The 17,559-nt window shown below is 45.3% G+C and carries 12 protein-coding genes; 3 read left to right on the top strand and 9 right to left on the bottom strand.

The features are described from left to right. Positions 1-14: 14 nt before the first annotated feature. The 9 genes from E5Y90_RS10075 to E5Y90_RS10035 form a co-directional block, all read right to left on the bottom strand. A complete protein-coding gene (locus tag E5Y90_RS10075; RefSeq protein ID WP_151204884.1) occupies positions 15-2,294 on the bottom strand; it encodes an NADP-dependent malic enzyme in 2,280 nt (759 codons plus the stop codon). A 142-nt stretch (positions 2,295-2,436) separates the two neighbouring features. Beyond that, positions 2,437-5,316, bottom strand: coding sequence for an EAL domain-containing protein (locus tag E5Y90_RS10070; protein ID WP_151204885.1), 2,880 nt, complete (start codon positions 5,314-5,316; stop codon positions 2,437-2,439). A gap of 174 nt (positions 5,317-5,490) precedes the next feature. Next, positions 5,491-6,201, bottom strand: a complete 711-nt coding sequence (locus E5Y90_RS10065; RefSeq protein WP_151204886.1) for a 16S rRNA (uracil(1498)-N(3))-methyltransferase — start codon at positions 6,199-6,201, stop codon at positions 5,491-5,493. A gap of 30 nt (positions 6,202-6,231) precedes the next feature. Then, entirely contained in the window at positions 6,232-7,068 is an 837-nt protein-coding gene (gene metF, locus E5Y90_RS10060) for a methylenetetrahydrofolate reductase [NAD(P)H] (protein ID WP_174660144.1), read from the bottom strand. A 183-nt stretch (positions 7,069-7,251) separates the two neighbouring features. Next, positions 7,252-8,634, bottom strand: a complete 1,383-nt coding sequence (gene ahcY, locus E5Y90_RS10055; protein ID WP_151204888.1) for an adenosylhomocysteinase — start codon at positions 8,632-8,634, stop codon at positions 7,252-7,254. 527 nt (positions 8,635-9,161) lie between these two features. Next, positions 9,162-9,686: a tetratricopeptide repeat protein gene (locus tag E5Y90_RS10050; RefSeq protein WP_174660143.1), complete on the bottom strand. Its 525-nt coding sequence runs from the start codon at positions 9,684-9,686 to the stop codon at positions 9,162-9,164. Positions 9,687-9,875: 189 nt separating this feature from the next. Further along, the gene (locus tag E5Y90_RS10045; RefSeq protein WP_174660142.1) at positions 9,876-10,880 is read right to left on the bottom strand and encodes a Tim44 domain-containing protein; all 1,005 of its coding nucleotides are present in this window, start codon (positions 10,878-10,880) and stop codon (positions 9,876-9,878) included. 113 nt (positions 10,881-10,993) lie between these two features. After that, positions 10,994-12,385, bottom strand: a complete 1,392-nt coding sequence (gene radA, locus E5Y90_RS10040) for a DNA repair protein RadA (RefSeq protein ID WP_151205870.1) — start codon at positions 12,383-12,385, stop codon at positions 10,994-10,996. Positions 12,386-12,525: 140 nt separating this feature from the next. Beyond that, complete coding sequence (locus tag E5Y90_RS10035; RefSeq protein ID WP_151205871.1) at positions 12,526-13,878, bottom strand: alanine/glycine:cation symporter family protein; 1,353 nt, start codon at positions 13,876-13,878, stop codon at positions 12,526-12,528. A 642-nt stretch (positions 13,879-14,520) separates the two neighbouring features. On the opposite strand from E5Y90_RS10035, the gene E5Y90_RS10030 reads away from it, so the two are divergent. The 3 genes from E5Y90_RS10030 to lysA all read left to right on the top strand — a co-directional run bounded on the left by E5Y90_RS10030 (position 14,521) and on the right by lysA (position 17,559). Continuing rightward, positions 14,521-15,924 (top strand): amino acid permease, encoded by a 1,404-nt coding sequence (locus E5Y90_RS10030; protein WP_151203467.1) that lies wholly within the window; start codon positions 14,521-14,523, stop codon positions 15,922-15,924. Positions 15,925-16,056: 132 nt separating this feature from the next. After that, positions 16,057-16,290, top strand: a complete 234-nt coding sequence (lptM, locus tag E5Y90_RS10025; RefSeq protein ID WP_151203469.1) for an LPS translocon maturation chaperone LptM — start codon at positions 16,057-16,059, stop codon at positions 16,288-16,290. Positions 16,291-16,314: 24 nt separating this feature from the next. Beyond that, positions 16,315-17,559: a diaminopimelate decarboxylase gene (gene lysA / locus E5Y90_RS10020; RefSeq protein ID WP_151203471.1), complete on the top strand. Its 1,245-nt coding sequence runs from the start codon at positions 16,315-16,317 to the stop codon at positions 17,557-17,559.

Genomic DNA, 17,559 nt, shown 5'->3' with positions numbered 1-17,559 from the left:
AATGCGTATAGTTCTTATAGGGCGTTTTTTTCAACTTCCTGGATTTCAGCCACAGTTAATGCTGTCATGTTCACTAAACGGCGAGTAGTTGCGGTTGGGGTCAGAATATGTACCGGTTTCGCTGCACCTAGTAGAATTGGACCAATTGTTACATTATTCCCTGATGTTGCTTTTAACAGGTTAAATGAAATATTAGCCGCATCCAGATTTGGCATGATCAGCAGGTTGGCAGAACCCTTGAAGCGTGAGTTCGGGAAAGCAAACTGACGGATATTTTCATCTAGGGCTGCATCACCGTGCATTTCACCTTCAACTTCAAGTTCTGGTGCAATTTCAGACAGGAGTTCAAATACACGACGCATTTTTTGCGCGCTGACATCATCCTGATGGGAACCGAAGCTCGAATGTGAAAGCAGGGCAATGCGTGGAGTCATACCAAAACGGCGAACTTCTTCAGCAGCCAGAATAGTCATTTCTGCCAGTTGTTCAGCGGTCGGGTTGGTGTTGACATAGGTATCTGCAATAAACAGGTTACGATCTTCCAGCATCAAGGCATTCAGCGTGAAGAAGGTATTGTGACCGTCTTTCTTGCCAATAACGTTGCTGACAAAGTCCAGGTGGATGTCATAGCTGGAGTAAGTACCACATAACATGCCATCGGCAAGACCATGTTTGACCAGCATTGCAGCAATCAGGGTTGAACGGCGACGTGCTTCACGCTGAGCATACTCAGGCGTAACGCCCTTGCGTTGCATGATGGTGTAATAGTCATCCGCAAACTTCTGGTAATCCGGGTTTTTCTCCTGATCGACAATCGTGATGTTCGCGCCGTCTTCAAGACGCAAGCCCAGCTTCTTGATATTGGCTTCAATCACTGCCGGACGGCCGACCAGAATCGGTTTGGCCAGACCTTCATCGACTGCAATTTGTGCCGCACGAAGTACGCGCAGATCTTCACCTTCGGCATAGGCAATGCGTTTCGGGTCAGATTTTGCCTGTTCAAAGATAGGCTTCATCATGAAGGCAGAATTATAGACGAACTCAGACAGGCGCTGACGATAAGCTGCGAAGTCCTGGATTGGGCGAGTTGCTACGCCAGAATCCATAGCAGCCTGGGCAACTGCCGGAGCAATTTCCAGAATCAGACGTTGATCCAGTGGACCCGGAATCAGGTAGTCACGGCCGAAAGATGCCGATTTTTCACCATAAGTCGAGGCATCAGCTTCGATATGCGCCATGCGTGCAATTGCATGTACACAGGCAATTTTCATTTCTTCGTTAATCGTTGTCGCACCTACATCAAGCGCACCACGGAAGATATAAGGGAAGCACAGGGCGTTATTCACCTGGTTCGGATAGTCAGAACGGCCAGTTGCCATAATCACGTCATCACGAACTTCATGGGCATGTTCAGGCAGAATTTCCGGATTCGGGTTTGCCAAGGCAAAAATGATCGGATCTCTGGCCATGGTTTTAACCATTTCTTTGGTCAGAATACCTGCCGCAGAAAGACCGAGGAACATGTCTGCACCGGCAATCACTTCACCGATCTGAGTCTCTTCAATATCTTGTACATAGGCTTTTTTAGACTCGTCCAGACCTTCACGTTTAGACGTTAACAGGCCACGTGAGTCCGCCACAATGATATTTTCTTTTTTGGCACCCAGTGCGCACAGCAGATTCAGACAAGACAGCGCAGCAGCACCCGCACCTGAAGCAATAATCTTGATCTCATCAATTTTTTTACCGTTGAGCTTCAGCGCATTTAACAGGGCAGAACCTACAATGATAGAGGTCCCGTGCTGGTCATCATGGAATACAGGAATATTCATGCGCTCACGCAGTTTCTGTTCAATATAGAAACATTCTGGAGCCTTGATATCTTCAAGGTTGATGCCACCAAAGGTGGGTTCCAGAGCAGCAACGATATCAACAATCTTATCCGGATCATTTTCTGCAATTTCAATATCGAATACGTCAACGCCAGCAAATTTTTTGAACAGTACGCCTTTACCTTCCATCACCGGCTTAGATGCAAGCGGGCCAATATTTCCCAGACCCAGTACTGCAGTACCGTTAGTGACGACAGCCACCAGGTTGCCACGTGCGGTATAGAGGGCAGCTGTTGAAGGATCACGTTCAATCTCAAGACATGGAGCCGCTACGCCAGGCGAATAAGCAAGGGCTAAGTCACGTTGGTTGACCAATTGTTTGCTTGGTGTAACGCTGATTTTTCCCGGAGTAGGAAATTCGTGATAGTAAAGAGCCTGTTGCTTTAAAGATTGTTCGTCCATCTGTATCTCGATCGTTGTAAAGATTACCCGGCAACCGGGTAAATAAATTAGATTTATGGCTTCGAATATACCATTTGTTAGGCGCTTAGCCCAGTCAAAGCCGCCCGTTTTTCAAACAAAATTATTGAACAGGGCTATGAACTTAGACGTGCAGGGTATAAGAAGCAAAGTTGCGGTTTTGCTCCAAATAGGCAGTCGCTTCCTGCTCTGGCAAAGGTTTGGAAAATAAATAGCCTTGGGCAATATCACAATTTAAATCAAGTAAATAGTCAAATTGTTCCCGAGTTTCGACACCTTCAGCAACCACAATCATTCCCATTGCTTTGCCCATTGCAACTATGGCGCTTACCAGCGCTTCCTGTTTGGTTTCCCCAATTTTAGAGACAAAACTTCGATCAATTTTTAAGATGTCAATAGGAAAGTCGGCAAGATAGGACAAAGACGAATAGCCGGTACCGAAGTCATCTAGAGAAATATTAATCTGGCGCTGCTTGATTTGATCTAGCAGCACTTTAATTGCCTCAGAATTTTCAATCAGGGACGATTCGGTAATCTCAAGTTCTAGGCTGCTGCCAGAAATCTGGTTTTCTGCAATGGCATGATCCAGATCATTCAGGAGCTGACCGCGACGTAACTGCTGTGCCACGATATTGACTGAGACACAAATATTATTAAAACCCAGTTCATTCCATTTTTTAATTTGCTGTGCTGTTTGCTGAATCACTAGGCGGCCAATATCTGAAATCAAGCTGGTCTGTTCAGCCAGTGGAACAAACAGACCGGGTGGAATAATGCCTTTTTCAGGATGGTTCCAGCGTACCAAAGCCTCAAAGCCATAAATTTTCTGGTTGTGGAAGTGAATTTTGGGCTGATAATACACCACCAGTTCATTATTATGCAGTGCTTTGCGCAGATCGCGTTCAATAAAAATCCCTTGCTCGAGGAGTGCAGTATTTTTGCTGGAATAGAAACGAATGGTATTGCCTCCCAGATCCTTGGCCTCACTCAAAGCCTGTTCGGCACAGTTATTCAGATAATCCAGCTGACGGCCATGGTCGGGATAAAATGCAATCCCCATCGACAGGGTAATCACATAATCCTGTCCATAAATATGAAAGGGTACTTTAAAGGCTTCAACGATGCACTGGCAATGCTCCTGCACCGAGGGCCGAATATGCGATATTTCATATAGAATCGCAAAATCATCTCCATTCAGATGGGCAACAAACAGGGCTTCAGCATTGGTGATGCGCAGACGCTGTGCCACCTGGCGTAACAGTTCATCCCCCCCATTATTGGATAGATATTCATTTAACGGGCGGAAGCGATCAATATTGAGTCGAATGACGGCAATTTTCTGGATGGAATCTTTTTGTGAAACCAGATATTGATGTAGCTGATAATTATAGTAAAAACGGTTGGGCAAGTCGGTCAGAGCGTCATAGTTTTCAAGGTAGGACAGACGTTGTTCCTGCAGTTTGCGCTCGGTCAGATCCGAGACAATACCGATATAATGGGTAATACGGTCCTTTTCATCAGTGGTAGCATTAATATGGAGCCACAAAGTCAGTTTTTTACCTGATCGAAATTTTGCATGAATTTCCCCATCATAAGAGCCGGTGTCTTTAACTTTTTTGATGATGGTCGCCCGCATGCTGGGCCGTTGCCCGATTTTAGAAGGGGCAATAATATCAAAAAGGGATTGTCCAATTAATTGATTACGATTAAAGCCGGTCAGATATTCATAGTGGGGATTGACATCAATATAATTGAGTTCCTGATCCAGAATAAAAATCCCTTCGGCGGCCTGTTCCATCACACTGGCAACCAGTTTTAAACGTTCCTGAGATGTGCGTTCCTGCTGAATGTCACGACGAATACCGACCATTCTCAGCGGTTTATGGCTGACTGGGTCGCTGCTAATCACACGACCAACATCATGCACCCAATTCCAAACCCCTGGTGATAGCTGAATCCGGTAAGTCACATCATAACGGTCAACCTGCCCGCGTAGATGCTGCTTGATAGCAGATTTAAAAGATTTAAGATCATCCGGGTGAATCAGTTGCTTTAAATAAATATTATGCTCTTTGGAGCCTCTCAGGATTTTTTCATTCTTATGGTTGACCAGGGTGATTTTCCGGTTGGCAATATCCCAATCCCATGGTCGCAGTCCGGCAATATTGTGTGCCAGCTCCAGATTCTGCTGCTGATTTTTCAGGTCAAGATTAATCTGCTCAATATCATAGGTACGTTCACGCACTTTTTGTTCAAGTAGCTGATTGATGAGCTGGAGCTGCTGTTCAATATCTTTGGATTTGTTGACTTCTTTTTGTAATTGCTGACACAGCTCATCGGTCCAGTCTACCTGTTGTTTGGCTTGCTCAACCAGTAAATGATTTTCCGCAGACAGACAGGAAGTGTGTCGTTGAATACGGTAGCTGCTTGTGGCACAGAGCAGGATCACAATCATGACAAAGTTTAAAGCCAGACCCAAGAAAGGGTTCTCTGATGCAGTGTGTAAAAACTGGGAGGCAAAGAAGGGAATCAGACAGGGGATAAACGTCAGTAAGAAATAGCTGATTTTCTGGGTCAGATAAGTCAGTCCAAAGGTCTGAGTGACAATCAGCAGTAAAGTAGACAGGGTAAGCGCTTCAATTGTACTGAAATTTGGGTCCGCGGTTGGCAGATAGTAATAAATAATAAAAATACCCAGCGCAATACACAGGCCAACAAACAGGCTCTGAACTTGCAGCCAGCGATGGGCAACTTTAAGCTGATACTGTCCAGGTTTAAAATAGAGCGTACTGGTCAGCCAGCAGAGGCTGACGGTAATTTCTGTAAAAATAAACCACTGGTTAAAATATACATGAGAAGGGTGGTAGTAAATCTGGTAAATGCTGAAAATATAAAGACAAATAATCAGGATGCTGAGTAAAAAATATCGACTGTGGCGAAGCGTGTTCGCAATTTGAGCGTAATGTAAATACGTTTGAACATAATCATTTCGATTATCCACCATGTCAAAAAAGCCTTTTGTGCGTCCTAAGTACCCTACTTCTGGTTGCCCTTGTTGTTATATCTACTAAAACCCAACTTTAAATTAATATATTGCCTAATTATTATTGAATTCAGAGTAGAATTTTTTTAAATAAAAATCAATAAAATTAATAACTAAATTTTATAATATCCCTATTTATAGGCGGTAATTTAAAATCGAAAGCGCTACCACAGGCGCAGTTTCGGTACGCAGTATCCGCTCTCCAATACACCAGTTTATAAAGCCTTTTTCATTTGCTGCCTGAATTTCCGCCTCACTTAAACCACCTTCCGGGCCAATGAGCAGGGCAAGATCAGGTGTGGCCTGGGCAAGTACATCAACTTCATCTTTATTAGGAGCAAGAACCAGTTTGGTCGCTGGCAGTTCGCTTGCTAACCAGTCTTGCAAAGACAGGGGAGCTAAAATCTCAGGCACAAGATTTAAACCGCATTGTTCGCAGGCTGCAATTACTACTCCACGCCAATGATTTAATTTTTTCTGATCACGTTCATATTTTAGACGCATTTCACAGCGTTCTGAGGTCAGAAGCTGAATATGAGAGACACCCAGCTCTACCGCTTTTTGAATCGCATAGTCCATGCGTTCCCCCTTGCTCATCACCTGACCCAGAAGAGCTTTAAACTTAGGCGTGCGATTGGTCGGGTTAAAGTGATTGACCTGCACCATTGCCGACTTTTTGGCAATATCTACAAGCTCAACCTCATATTCACCACCTTGCCCATTGAACAAGGTGGCTTTTTCTCCTACTTGAGCACGTAATACTTTGATCCAGTGATGAAATACTGGTTCAGTCAGTTCAAGAGTTTGATCAACTGCTAAATCAGCTTCAATAAAAAAACGTGGCATTCAGGTATTACTCTCAACTAGGAAATTGAATTATGCAAGACCAAGGTCTTTCACAAGCTGAAGGGTGGGGTCGGTGGTATTCATGGTATAGAAATGCAAACTCGGTGCTCCGCCAGCAATCAGGCGCTCACAGAATTTCACCACGACTTCATGACCAAAGGCTCGGATACTGGCAGTATCATCTCCATAGGCGGCTAACTGCTTGCGAATCCAGCGTGGAATCTCGGCACCTGTACCATCTGCAAAGCGAATCAGATTGCTGGCATTGGTAATCGGCATAATCCCGGGCGCTACCGGAATATTGACACCTTCTTTCTGAATACGCTCAACAAAGTAGAAGTAGGCATCCGGATTGAAGAAGAATTGGGTAATCGCTGCATTGGCCCCCGCATTGGCTTTTTCACAGAAACGCTGAATATCCTGGTCAAAACTCTCAGCTTGTGGATGCATTTCCGGATAAGCTGCGACTTCAATAGTGAAATGATCGCCTGAATGTTCACGAATAAAGCGAACCAAATCCTGTGCATAAGGCAGCTCTCCCAAGCCAACCTGACCGGAAGGCAAGTCTCCACGTAGCGCTACAATGCGGTCAATGCCTTGTAGCTTGTAAAGATCTAGTAACTCGGCAATACGCGCTTTGTCATCTCCAATACAAGACAGGTGAGGTGCTACCGGTGTACCTTTGCCATTGAAATCATTGATGGTCGATAAAGTGCGTTCACGCGTCGAACCGCCAGCCCCATAAGTCACAGAGAAGAATTCTGGATTTAAAAGTTGCAGCTCTTGGTGTACAGTTTTGAGCTTTTCCGCACCTGCATCAGTTTTGGTCGGGAAAAATTCAAACGAAATTGGAATCTGTTTTGACATGTTCAAATCCTTTTTTATAAATACTTTTTAATTAGTTTTACCTCTCCTAAATCCTCTCTTGCGCTGAGCTTCAAAGCAGTGCTTTAAGCACGCTCAGGAGAGGACTTACCCTCGATGACATACATTTGGTAATGAATGTTCCCTCTCCCTATGGGAGAGGGTTAGGGAGAGGGTGGAGTTTAATTAGTATTTATAAGCATCCGATTTAAACGGACCTTCAACTTGAACACCTAAATAATCCGCTTGTTCTTGCGTTAAAGTCGTTAATACGCCGCCGAAACCAGCAACCATTGCAGCAGCCACTTCTTCATCTAGTTTCTTGGGAAGTAGTTCTACACGAATCGCAGCCTGTTTTTGATCTTCAGGCAGGTCGGCAAACTTTTCAGCAAACAAGTGCATTTGAGCAAGTACCTGGTTGGCAAAAGAACCGTCCATCACACGTGATGGGTGACCTGTTGCGTTCCCCAGGTTCACCAGACGACCTTCAGAAAGCAGGATCAGGTAATCGTTTTCATTTTCAGAACGATATACTTGATGAACTTGAGGTTTTACTTCAACCCACTTGTAACCACGTAAATAGTTGGTGTCAATTTCAGTGTCAAAGTGGCCGATGTTACATACCACTGCACCCGGTTTTAAAGTGTCTAACATGGCAGCATCACATACGTGGTAGTTACCTGTTGTGGTAACAATCAGATCCGTGTTTTGCAGAAGCTCAAGGTTGATGTCTTCTTTTTTGCCTGTTTGAACGCCATTTTTGTATGGTGCAACCACTTCGTAGCCGTCCATACATGCTTGCATGGCACAGATTGGGTCGATTTCAGTAACACGTACAATCATACCTTCTTGGCGAAGTGACTGGGCAGAACCTTTACCTACGTCACCATAACCAATCACAAGCGCGCGACGGCCAGATAACAGCATATCTGTACCACGTTTGATCGCATCGTTAAGTGAGTGACGGCAACCGTATTTATTGTCGTTTTTAGACTTGGTGACTGAATCGTTGACGTTGATTGCAGGTACTTTCAGAGAACCGTCTTTCCACATTTCTAGCAGACGTTGTACGCCTGTAGTGGTCTCTTCAGTAATCCCGTGGATTTTTGCCAGCATTTCAGGATATTTTTCATGAACCAGTGCAGTCAAGTCACCGCCATCATCCAGAATCATGTTGGCATCCCAAGGTTTGCCATTGACATTAATCTGTTGTTCTAGACACCATACATATTCTTCTTCGGTTTCACCTTTCCAGGCAAATACAGGTACGCCAGACGCTGCAATTGCAGCCGCAGCATGGTCTTGAGTCGAGAAAATATTACAAGAAGTCCAACGAACTTCTGCACCTAATTCAACCAATGTTTCAATTAAAACTGCAGTTTGAATCGTCATGTGGATACAGCCGAGAATTTTCGCGCCTGCCAGTGGTTTCGCAGCTGAATAACGCTTACGCAGACCCATTAATGCTGGCATTTCTGCTTCAGCAAGTTTGATTTCTTTACGGCCATAGTCAGCCAGTGAAATATCAGCAACTTTATAATCTGTAAATGAAGCATTAACCGCGTTCATCACGATCTCCTTATAAAAAACAATAATTGATCATTCAGTTCGCGGATGCCGTTGTTGGTCTGTCTAGAAAAAGACTGGCCGATCGTCGAGCCTGGCGCTTTTACATTTTGTACCTGTAAAACGTCGCAGCATCCCTCGACTAGCGGGGTATTGTACTTGGAAACTAATTCTGTTCCAACTCTATCGCTGCGCTATTTATAGATAATGGTCAAAATTTAGGAAAGTTAGTCTGTAAAAATAGTAATCGCGTGTGGAGTTTAACCAATAAAAAGTAAATAGCTATGCTCAGAAGTCTTGCTAAAAAGTGATTAGATGATGATTCCTGATTATTTTTTCGGACTCAGACGAGTGTGCTGATTTTCATCTTGTTTTAAAGTAAAGAGGAAATTCAAATTGCTATTATAAATTTGGACAAACGAACTTAAGTATTGAATATCTAACTATAAAAACTGAAGATATTTTTGATTGCATAAAAAACTGGCGAATCTGAAAAGATTGAACAGCCCATCATCTGATGGGCTTCTCATTTATTCTATTTTCTGCTCAATTTCATCTGCTTTTTGTGTCCAGTAATCTGCCTGTTCTTCATCAGCATCAATCCCTAGACCATTGGCATAGATAAAGGCCAGATCACGCATCGCTTGAACCTCACCCCATTCAGCAGCTTGCTTCACCAGTGTGATAGATTTTTCGACATCTTTTTCAATGACATCACCGCGGCGGTAAAAACCTGCCAGTTCCAAGGTTGCTGCAGGGTGCTTCTCGATATTGGCCTTGCTTAACCAGTAATAGGCTAACTCAAAGTGTGCTTTGGATTCTTCCGGGTCTTCTTCCGCCAGTTCTTTGGCATAGACTGTATAGCCTTCACCCAGCCAGTACATGGCTTCAACCAGTCCGCCGTTGGCTGCTTTTAAAGCCCATTCTTCTGCCAGAATGATGTCATCTTCATACTCGCTTTGCATATACAGTTCAGCCAGTTCAAATTGCGCTTCGGCATTACCGGCAAGGGCACGATTAGAAAGGGCAGCAGGAGGAGAAATACGCTGAGTCATAAGGCAACCTCAAATATAGTGGCCCTAGGGTAAAATGAAAGCTCAAGAAAAGCTAATACGCTGAGTCATAAGGCAACCTCAAATATAGTGGCCCTAGGGTAAAATGAAAGCTCAAGAAAAGCTAATACTGCGCCATAAAAAAGCGATCCGAAGATCGCTTTTAAAATAGTATTGTTAAATTGCTATAAATTACAGTTCTTGCTGGATGCCTGCAACCAGCCAGTCTTGTTGGGAACCGGCAGGCTTTACAAAGTGCCAGATCTCAGCAAATGGTTGTGGTTGGCTGTTCAGGTCTTCGCTTACTGTGCCGGTAAAGCGTACACTCACCACGTATTGACCATTTTCTGTAGATGAATCTGCAACCATCGCATTCAAGTTCGAGAACTCCGCTACGTCCTGATCCTGATTGGCCATAATATCGTTATACATGGACTGATACAGGTCAGGAGTTAAATAGCGCTGAATCTCAGAAATATTGCTTGCTGTATTCATGGACTGAATATGGTTGAAGCGCTGACGTGCAACACGCAGGAAGGCAGCCGGCTCAGTTCCATCTGGTAACTGCTGACCACTATTGGTATACGCTGTACCGAATGGCGCATTATTTACCGGCGCTGAACCAAATGGTGCATTATTGCCCGTAGTGTTGCCGCTCACGCTTTGACCAAAGATGTTGGTATTATCACCACCACGCGGTGCAGCAGGCGCTTGGCCAAAGGGTGCTGGCTGACCAGCACCACTATTTGGCGCATACGGATTAGAAGCTACTTTTTTTTTTGCGCCCATCTTACGGAAAATGAAGAAGGCAACAGCAGCAGCAAGCAGGATCCAGATCCAGCCTGGAATACCACCTTTTTCCTCTTCTTGAGCTGCCTGAGCTTCAGAGGCTGCAGCATTTTGATCATCAGCCAGTGCGTTGGCAGCAACTGCACCAATGGCAGCACCCGCAACACCCGCAGCAACCATACCACCTACACCTGGGCCAGATTTTTGCTGGGTTGCAGCACCCGCGGCTGGAGCCTGTTGTACAGGTGCAGCCTGACGAGGTTGCTGATAAGACTGAGTAGGCGCCGCAGAACGTTGCATACCGTGGCTTTTACCGCCACCGGCACGTTTTGCTTCAGCAGTTAAAGGTGCAACCAGTAATGCTGCTGTTAAAAAGCCGGCGATCAAACCACGCTGTCGAACTTCCATCCAATTTTCCTATATGAATAAATCTATTTGAACTCTCTATTTATATAGGCTTTATAGAGAATTTCAATTAGAAATCTGTATTTTTTTAGGCTTTTTCCCGATTTTAATCCACGCTAATTTAGTTCGTCACTTAAGCTGATGGCTTCTGTCAAGGCTTCATGTAAACGTGCTACCGCAATCACCTGAACGCCTGGAATCGGTTTTTGCGGTGCATTGGCACGTGGCAAAATAATATATTTAAAGCCATGTTTGACTGCTTCTTTCAGGCGCTCCTGGCCATTGGGTACCGGACGAATTTCTCCAGACAATCCGACTTCACCAAACACTGCGAGCTGCTGAGGCAGGGCTTTGGTACGGATACTGGAAGCACAGGCAAGTAGAACAGCCAGGTCTGAACCTGTTTCGGTAATTTTCAGGCCGCCGACTATATTGACATAGACATCCTGTCCGGAAGTCTGAACGCCTCCATGCCGGTGCATCACTGCCAGTAACATATTAAGCCGATTCTGTTCCAGTCCAAGTGCCACACGGCGTGGTTGACCATGAGCATCATCTACAAGCGCCTGAACTTCAACCAGTAAAGGGCGCGTACCTTCACGGCTAATCATCACGATTGAACCCGGAATAGCTTCATCATAGCGGCTCAGGAAAATCGCAGAAGGGTTGGCCACTTCACGCAGGCCTTTATCGGTCATGCCAAACACGCCGAGTTCATTCACTGCCCCAAAACGGTTTTTGACTGCACGGATCATGCGGTAACGTGAATCTGACTGACCTTCAAAATACAGCACACAGTCCACCATGTGTTCCAGCACACGTGGACCCGCCAGCGCACCTTCTTTGGTCACATGGCCGACAATAAACAGGGCAGTACCACTATTTTTAGCAAAACGCGTCAGCAGGGCCGCCGATTCGCGGATTTGGGAAACACCACCCGGTGCAGACTGTAAGGTTTCGGTATATAAGGTTTGAATCGAGTCCAGAATGGCCACCGCAGGACGTTCCTGTGCCAGCACTTCACAGATGCGTTCCACACAGGTTTCAGCCATGACTCTAAGCCGATCTGTTGGCAGATCCAGACGCTGGGCGCGTAAAGCCACCTGCGATAAAGATTCTTCACCGGTTACATAAAGCGCCGAGCTGTTGCCTGCTGCCATATGAGTGGCTGTTTGCAGCAGGATAGTGGATTTACCAATACCGGGGTCCCCTCCGATCAGGACCACAGAACCTGTGACCAGACCACCCCCCAATACACGGTCAAACTCGCTGATTCCAGTCGGAAGACGGGTTTCATGAGAAACGGAAATTTTATTTAAGGTGGTGATTGCGGCGGCCTGACCGGCATAACCTCCGCCCATTTTAGGCTGGGCACGGTGTGTCGTTGCAGGGGCAATAGTCACTTCTACCAAGCTGTTCCATTCACCACATTCTGAACATTGACCAGCCCATTTAGAATGATCTGTGCCACATTGTTCACAACGATATACACTTTTTGCTTTAGCCATAATCGATATAAAAACTGATAAAACTACTGCACAGCATACAGAGTAAAGGTGGTTTTTAAAATCATTCAGCGAAGATGAAAATCAAAAACCACCAGAAGCCAGAAGAGAAGGTAGTTTGCTAGTTTAGAAAATTTCTGGTCTTAATACAGCTCGCCAGATTGGCGACGGGCAACAAAGTCTTTGGACTCCTTAACGATAATGCCGGACAGTAATAGCAGCGCAATCAGGTTAGGTACAGCCATCAGGCCATTAAAGGTATCGGCGAAGAGCCAGACCAGATCTAGAGTGGCGACGCAGCCGACAAAAACCGACAGGATATAAATGATGCGATACGGCAGGACAAACCTCTCACCAAGCAGATAGGTGGCACATTTTTCACCATAATAGCTCCAGCCGAGAATCGTGGAATAGGCAAAGAAAATAATCCCGAAAGTCACCACCCAGCCCCCTACACCCGGCAGCAACCGGTCAAATACCTGGGTGGTCAGCACAGCGCCAGTTTCACCACCAAAACTGCTGCCAGCCAGAATATAGCCAATTACCAGTACAATACCGGTAATTGAACAGACAATAATGGTGTCAATAAATGTACCGGTCATCGATACCAGACCCTGCCGGACAGGATGGTCGGTTTTGGCCGCAGCAGCAGCGATTGGGGCAGAACCCATACCAGCTTCATTGGAAAATACTCCGCGCGCCACACCATAGCGAATGGCAGCACCGACGGCACCACCCATGGCAGCCTCACCAGTAAAGGCATAAGTGAAAATCATTTTTAGGGCAGGCATCACCAGTTCAAGGTGAGTGAAAATAATAATTAAGCCTCCGGCCACATAGCCCAGTGCCATGATCGGAACAATCAGGGAAGCCGCTTTGGAAATGGATTTAATCCCGCCCAGAATCACCAGGGCAGAAAGTAGGGTAATCACCACACCAGTGATCCAGGTTTCAACTCCCAGACTGTTTTCTACAGCCAGCGCAACGGTATTGGATTGAACCGAACTGCCGATTCCGAAAGAGGCCAAGGTGCCGAACAGGGCGAAGATCAGGGCCAGCCACTTCCATTTAAGTCCGCGTTCAATGTAATACATCGGGCCACCGGACATTTCACCTTTTTCATTTTTAATGCGGTATTTCACTGCCAGTACGCCTTCACCATACTTGGTGGCCATGCCAAACAGCGCCGTCATCCACATCCAGAAGATTGCACCCGGACCGCCCAATACACAGGCCGTGGCCACCCCGGCAATATTACCGGTACCAATGGTGGCAGACAGGGCAGTCATGAGAGAGGCAAAATGGGAAATATCTCCATGTTTTTCATGAGCAGGATGCTTGCCAAACACTTGTTTGATTGCAAAAGGCAGCATACGGAATTGCCAGAATACTAGGCGGAAAGTGAGGAATACACCGGTGCCAACCAGCAGTACCAACATATAAGGGCCCCAGATCCAGCCGCTCAAAGTTTCCATCAGACTTTGTAAATTTTGCATAAAATTCTTCTTATTGATCCATGTCAGTTTTATTTGAGGTCTTGATTAAAAAGTAATTACGATGCCAAGTGAGTTCATCCTGAACACAAATAATGGCGGATTTGTCTTCTATTTTTTGCACAATTTAAAAGTTTTGACAAGAAAATACTTGTTCAATTCACGAAGATAGAGAAACTCGGCAGGACAAAAGAGAGCGCTAAATATCAAGCATGACGTACAGGCCTGTGGGGGGGGATGGGAATTGAAGGAGACCAGTCATCTGCTCATAGAAGAAAGGCTGTTATTGGAATACACGAGTTATCCTCAAGCCTAATAAAAAATAATTTCAACAAGATTTGGCTAAGTAGCTTGATTTTTCAGGCAGGAAGGAAGTTGTCTGAAAAATATCGACACCGATTGACTCAAATTTTAGAGAAATCCTCAAGAATGCAGAATAATTCGCTACTATAGCTTTCCTGGAAACCAGAGGGGTCAGTTTGGTGTACTCACTGAATGGATGGCTCTGGTTCTCTTGGTTTCAAGTCAATTTCTTAGCCGCGACTCGAGTGAATGGGAAAATATAAATGAAAAGCGATTTTCTTTTTTGTATTTTTATATTTTTAAGTTAACTTGTCGCCATTAAAAACAAAGTTGAAATGAATAATGTCAGAAAAATATAGCCACTCATCATCGCAAGAGGGTGAATTACAGCGTAGCTTGTCTAACCGGCATCTGCAGCTAATTGCGATTGGTGGGGCAATCGGAACCGGCCTGTTTATGGGCTCGGGAAAAACCATCAGTTTGGCAGGACCGTCTATTCTGGTGATCTATATGATCATCGGCTTCATGGTGTTTCTGGTCATGCGTGCATTAGGCGAATTATTGCTGTCTAATTTGCACTATAAATCGTTTATTGATTTTGCTACTGACCTGATCGGACCATGGGCAGGATATTTTATCGGCTGGACCTATTGGCTGTGCTGGATCACCATTGGTATTGCAGATCTTTCTGCAATTATTTATTACCTGCAGTTCTTCAATAACGGCCTGCCTTTCACCGCGGGTGAAGGGGTGCTGATCAGTATTGCTGCTATTGTCTTTATCATGGGACTGAACCTGGTCACGGTAAAACTGTTTGGTGAAATGGAGTTCTGGTTTGCCCTGATCAAGATTATTGCCATTATCGTATTGATTGCGGTGGGTTTATGGATGATCTTTACCGGATTTACCTCCGATGCGGGTACACAGGCTTCCTTTAGCTATCTCTGGGAGCATGGAGGTTTATTCCCAACGGGCGCCATGGGTTTCCTGGCGGGTTTCCAGATTGCCATCTTCGCCTTTGTTGGGGTAGAGCTGGTCGGTACCACAGCTGCTGAAACCAAAGACCCGGAAAGAAACCTGCCTAAAGCGGTCAATTCGATTCCGATTCGTATCATTATTTTCTATGTGCTTGCCTTGCTTATCGTGATGTCGGTTACGCCATGGAACCAGATTGACCCGAATATTTCGCCATTCGTTGATCTGTTCAGTCAGGCGGGCATTGCTGCGGCTGCCATTATCATGAACTTGGTCGTATTGTCCTCGGTCATGTCTTCCATGAATAGTGGAGTGTTTTCGACCAGCCGGATGTTGTTTGGTTTGTCACGTGAACAGCAGGCACCGAAATCCTTTGGACGTTTAAACAGTCGCGCTGTACCTGCCAATGCCCTGTATTTTTCTGCAGTATGTCTGTTATTAGGCGCAGCTTTACAGTACTTCGTGCCGAACACCGTAGAAGCATTTACTCTGGCAACGACCCTGTCGACGATTTTATTTATCTGTGTATGGCTCATGATTATCTGGAGTTATATGATTTACTATAAAACCCGTCCCGAGTTGCATGCCAAATCGGTGTTTAAATTACCTGGTGGACTGGTGACCTGCTGGATCGTGATTATTTTCTTTGTTGCCATGATTGGTGTCTTGGCGCTGGAAGAAGATACGCGTCGTGCCCTGATGGTCAGTCCGATCTGGTTTGTTTTACTGATTATTGGTTATTTGGGCTTCTATAAACAGAAACATAAATAATCCATATCAATAAAAACGTCAGCGATCTGCTGGCGTTTTTTAATGTCTCAAGATACTCTCTAAGGTTGAGCGCTTTGGTCTATTTCTATCATCGCGTTATACTTTATGAAAATACTCAGATTAGGTGGTCAGATGCATCAGGTCATTTGCTACATCAGTTTAATTACAGCCGGCTTTGTGCTGGCAGGTTGTGGACAATCGGGAGCCTTACATCTTCCTGCTGACCCAAATCACGATAAGCGTGCCAAATATCTGCTTTACAAAAACACCGAGCCTGCGACACCTGCGTCTGGTGAAAAACAGGATGCACCAGTTAGGCAGCAGTTTGAAGCACCCGTAGAATCCGATTCAACATCATCTCCTTAAAACGTTCAAAGAAAGGATACGTTCATGAGTTTCACCCGTATTAATGGGGTATTGCACGCCGAGCAATGTTCACTGCAACAGCTTGCCGAGCAGTTTGGCACACCACTGTATGTTTATTCCAAAGCCACTTTTGAAAAGCATTATCTGGAGATGGACCGTGCTTTTAGCTTTATCGATCATCAAATCTGCTTTGCGGTAAAGTCAAACTCTAATATTGCGGTATTGAATGTATTGGCCAAGCAAGGTGCCGGTTTTGATATTGTGACCGGTGGTGAACTTGCTCGTGTACTCAAAGCCGGTGGTGAAGCTGCAAAAATCGTGTTCTCGGGTTTGGGTAAATCTGAAGCGGATATTCAAAAAGCATTGGAAGTGGGGATTGCCTGCTTTAACGTTGAGTCACATGCCGAGCTGGATCGTATCCAGAAAGTAGCGGCTAAGATGGGTAAAAAAGCCCCGATTTCTTTACGCGTCAATCCAGACGTTGATGCCAAAACCCATCCTTATATTTCGACGGGTTTAAAAGAAAACAAGTTTGGTATTCCATCGGAGAGCGTATTTGAAACTTACCAATACGCCGCATCTTTGCCGAATCTGGAAATAGTGGGAATTGACTGTCATATCGGTTCGCAATTGACTGAAACCCAGCCTTTTGTCGATGCACTGGATCGTGTCATTGTGATGATTGATAAGCTGAAAGAGATGGGGATTCAGTTGAAACATATCGACATTGGAGGTGGTTTGGGAGTGACCTATAAAGATGAAACTCCGCCATCTGTCGAAGAGTATGCCAATGCACTACGTCCGGCCCTGAAAAAACTGGGTTTAAAAGTTTATATGGAACCGGGCCGTAGCATTTCAGCCAATGCCGGCGTATTGCTGACTAAAGTGGATTTACTGAAACCAACGGTTCACCGCAACTTTGCCATCATCGATGCCGCGATGAATGACTTGATCCGCCCGGCGTTGTATGAGGCCTGGATGGATATTCAGCCGGTAACGCCACGTACAGATACAGCGAGTAAAGAGTGGGATGTGGTCGGTGCGATCTGTGAGACGGGTGACTTTCTGGGTAAAGAGCGTCAGCTTGCTATTCAGGAAAATGATGTGCTGGCTGTACTCGGTGCAGGCGCATATGGTTTTGTGATGAGCTCGAACTATAACAGCCGTGGCCGAGCCGCTGAAGTGATGGTCAATGGTGATCAGGCACATCTGATTCGTGAACGTGAAACGATTGAATCACTTTGGGAACGCGAGCGTTTATTGCCTTAA

This window comes from Acinetobacter sp. 10FS3-1 (assembly GCF_013343215.1).
In the GTDB taxonomy this organism is placed as follows: domain Bacteria; phylum Pseudomonadota; class Gammaproteobacteria; order Pseudomonadales; family Moraxellaceae; genus Acinetobacter; species Acinetobacter lwoffii_C.
The sequence above is the reverse complement of the archived record's forward strand: the minus strand, read 5'-3'. Positions and strand labels throughout refer to the sequence as shown.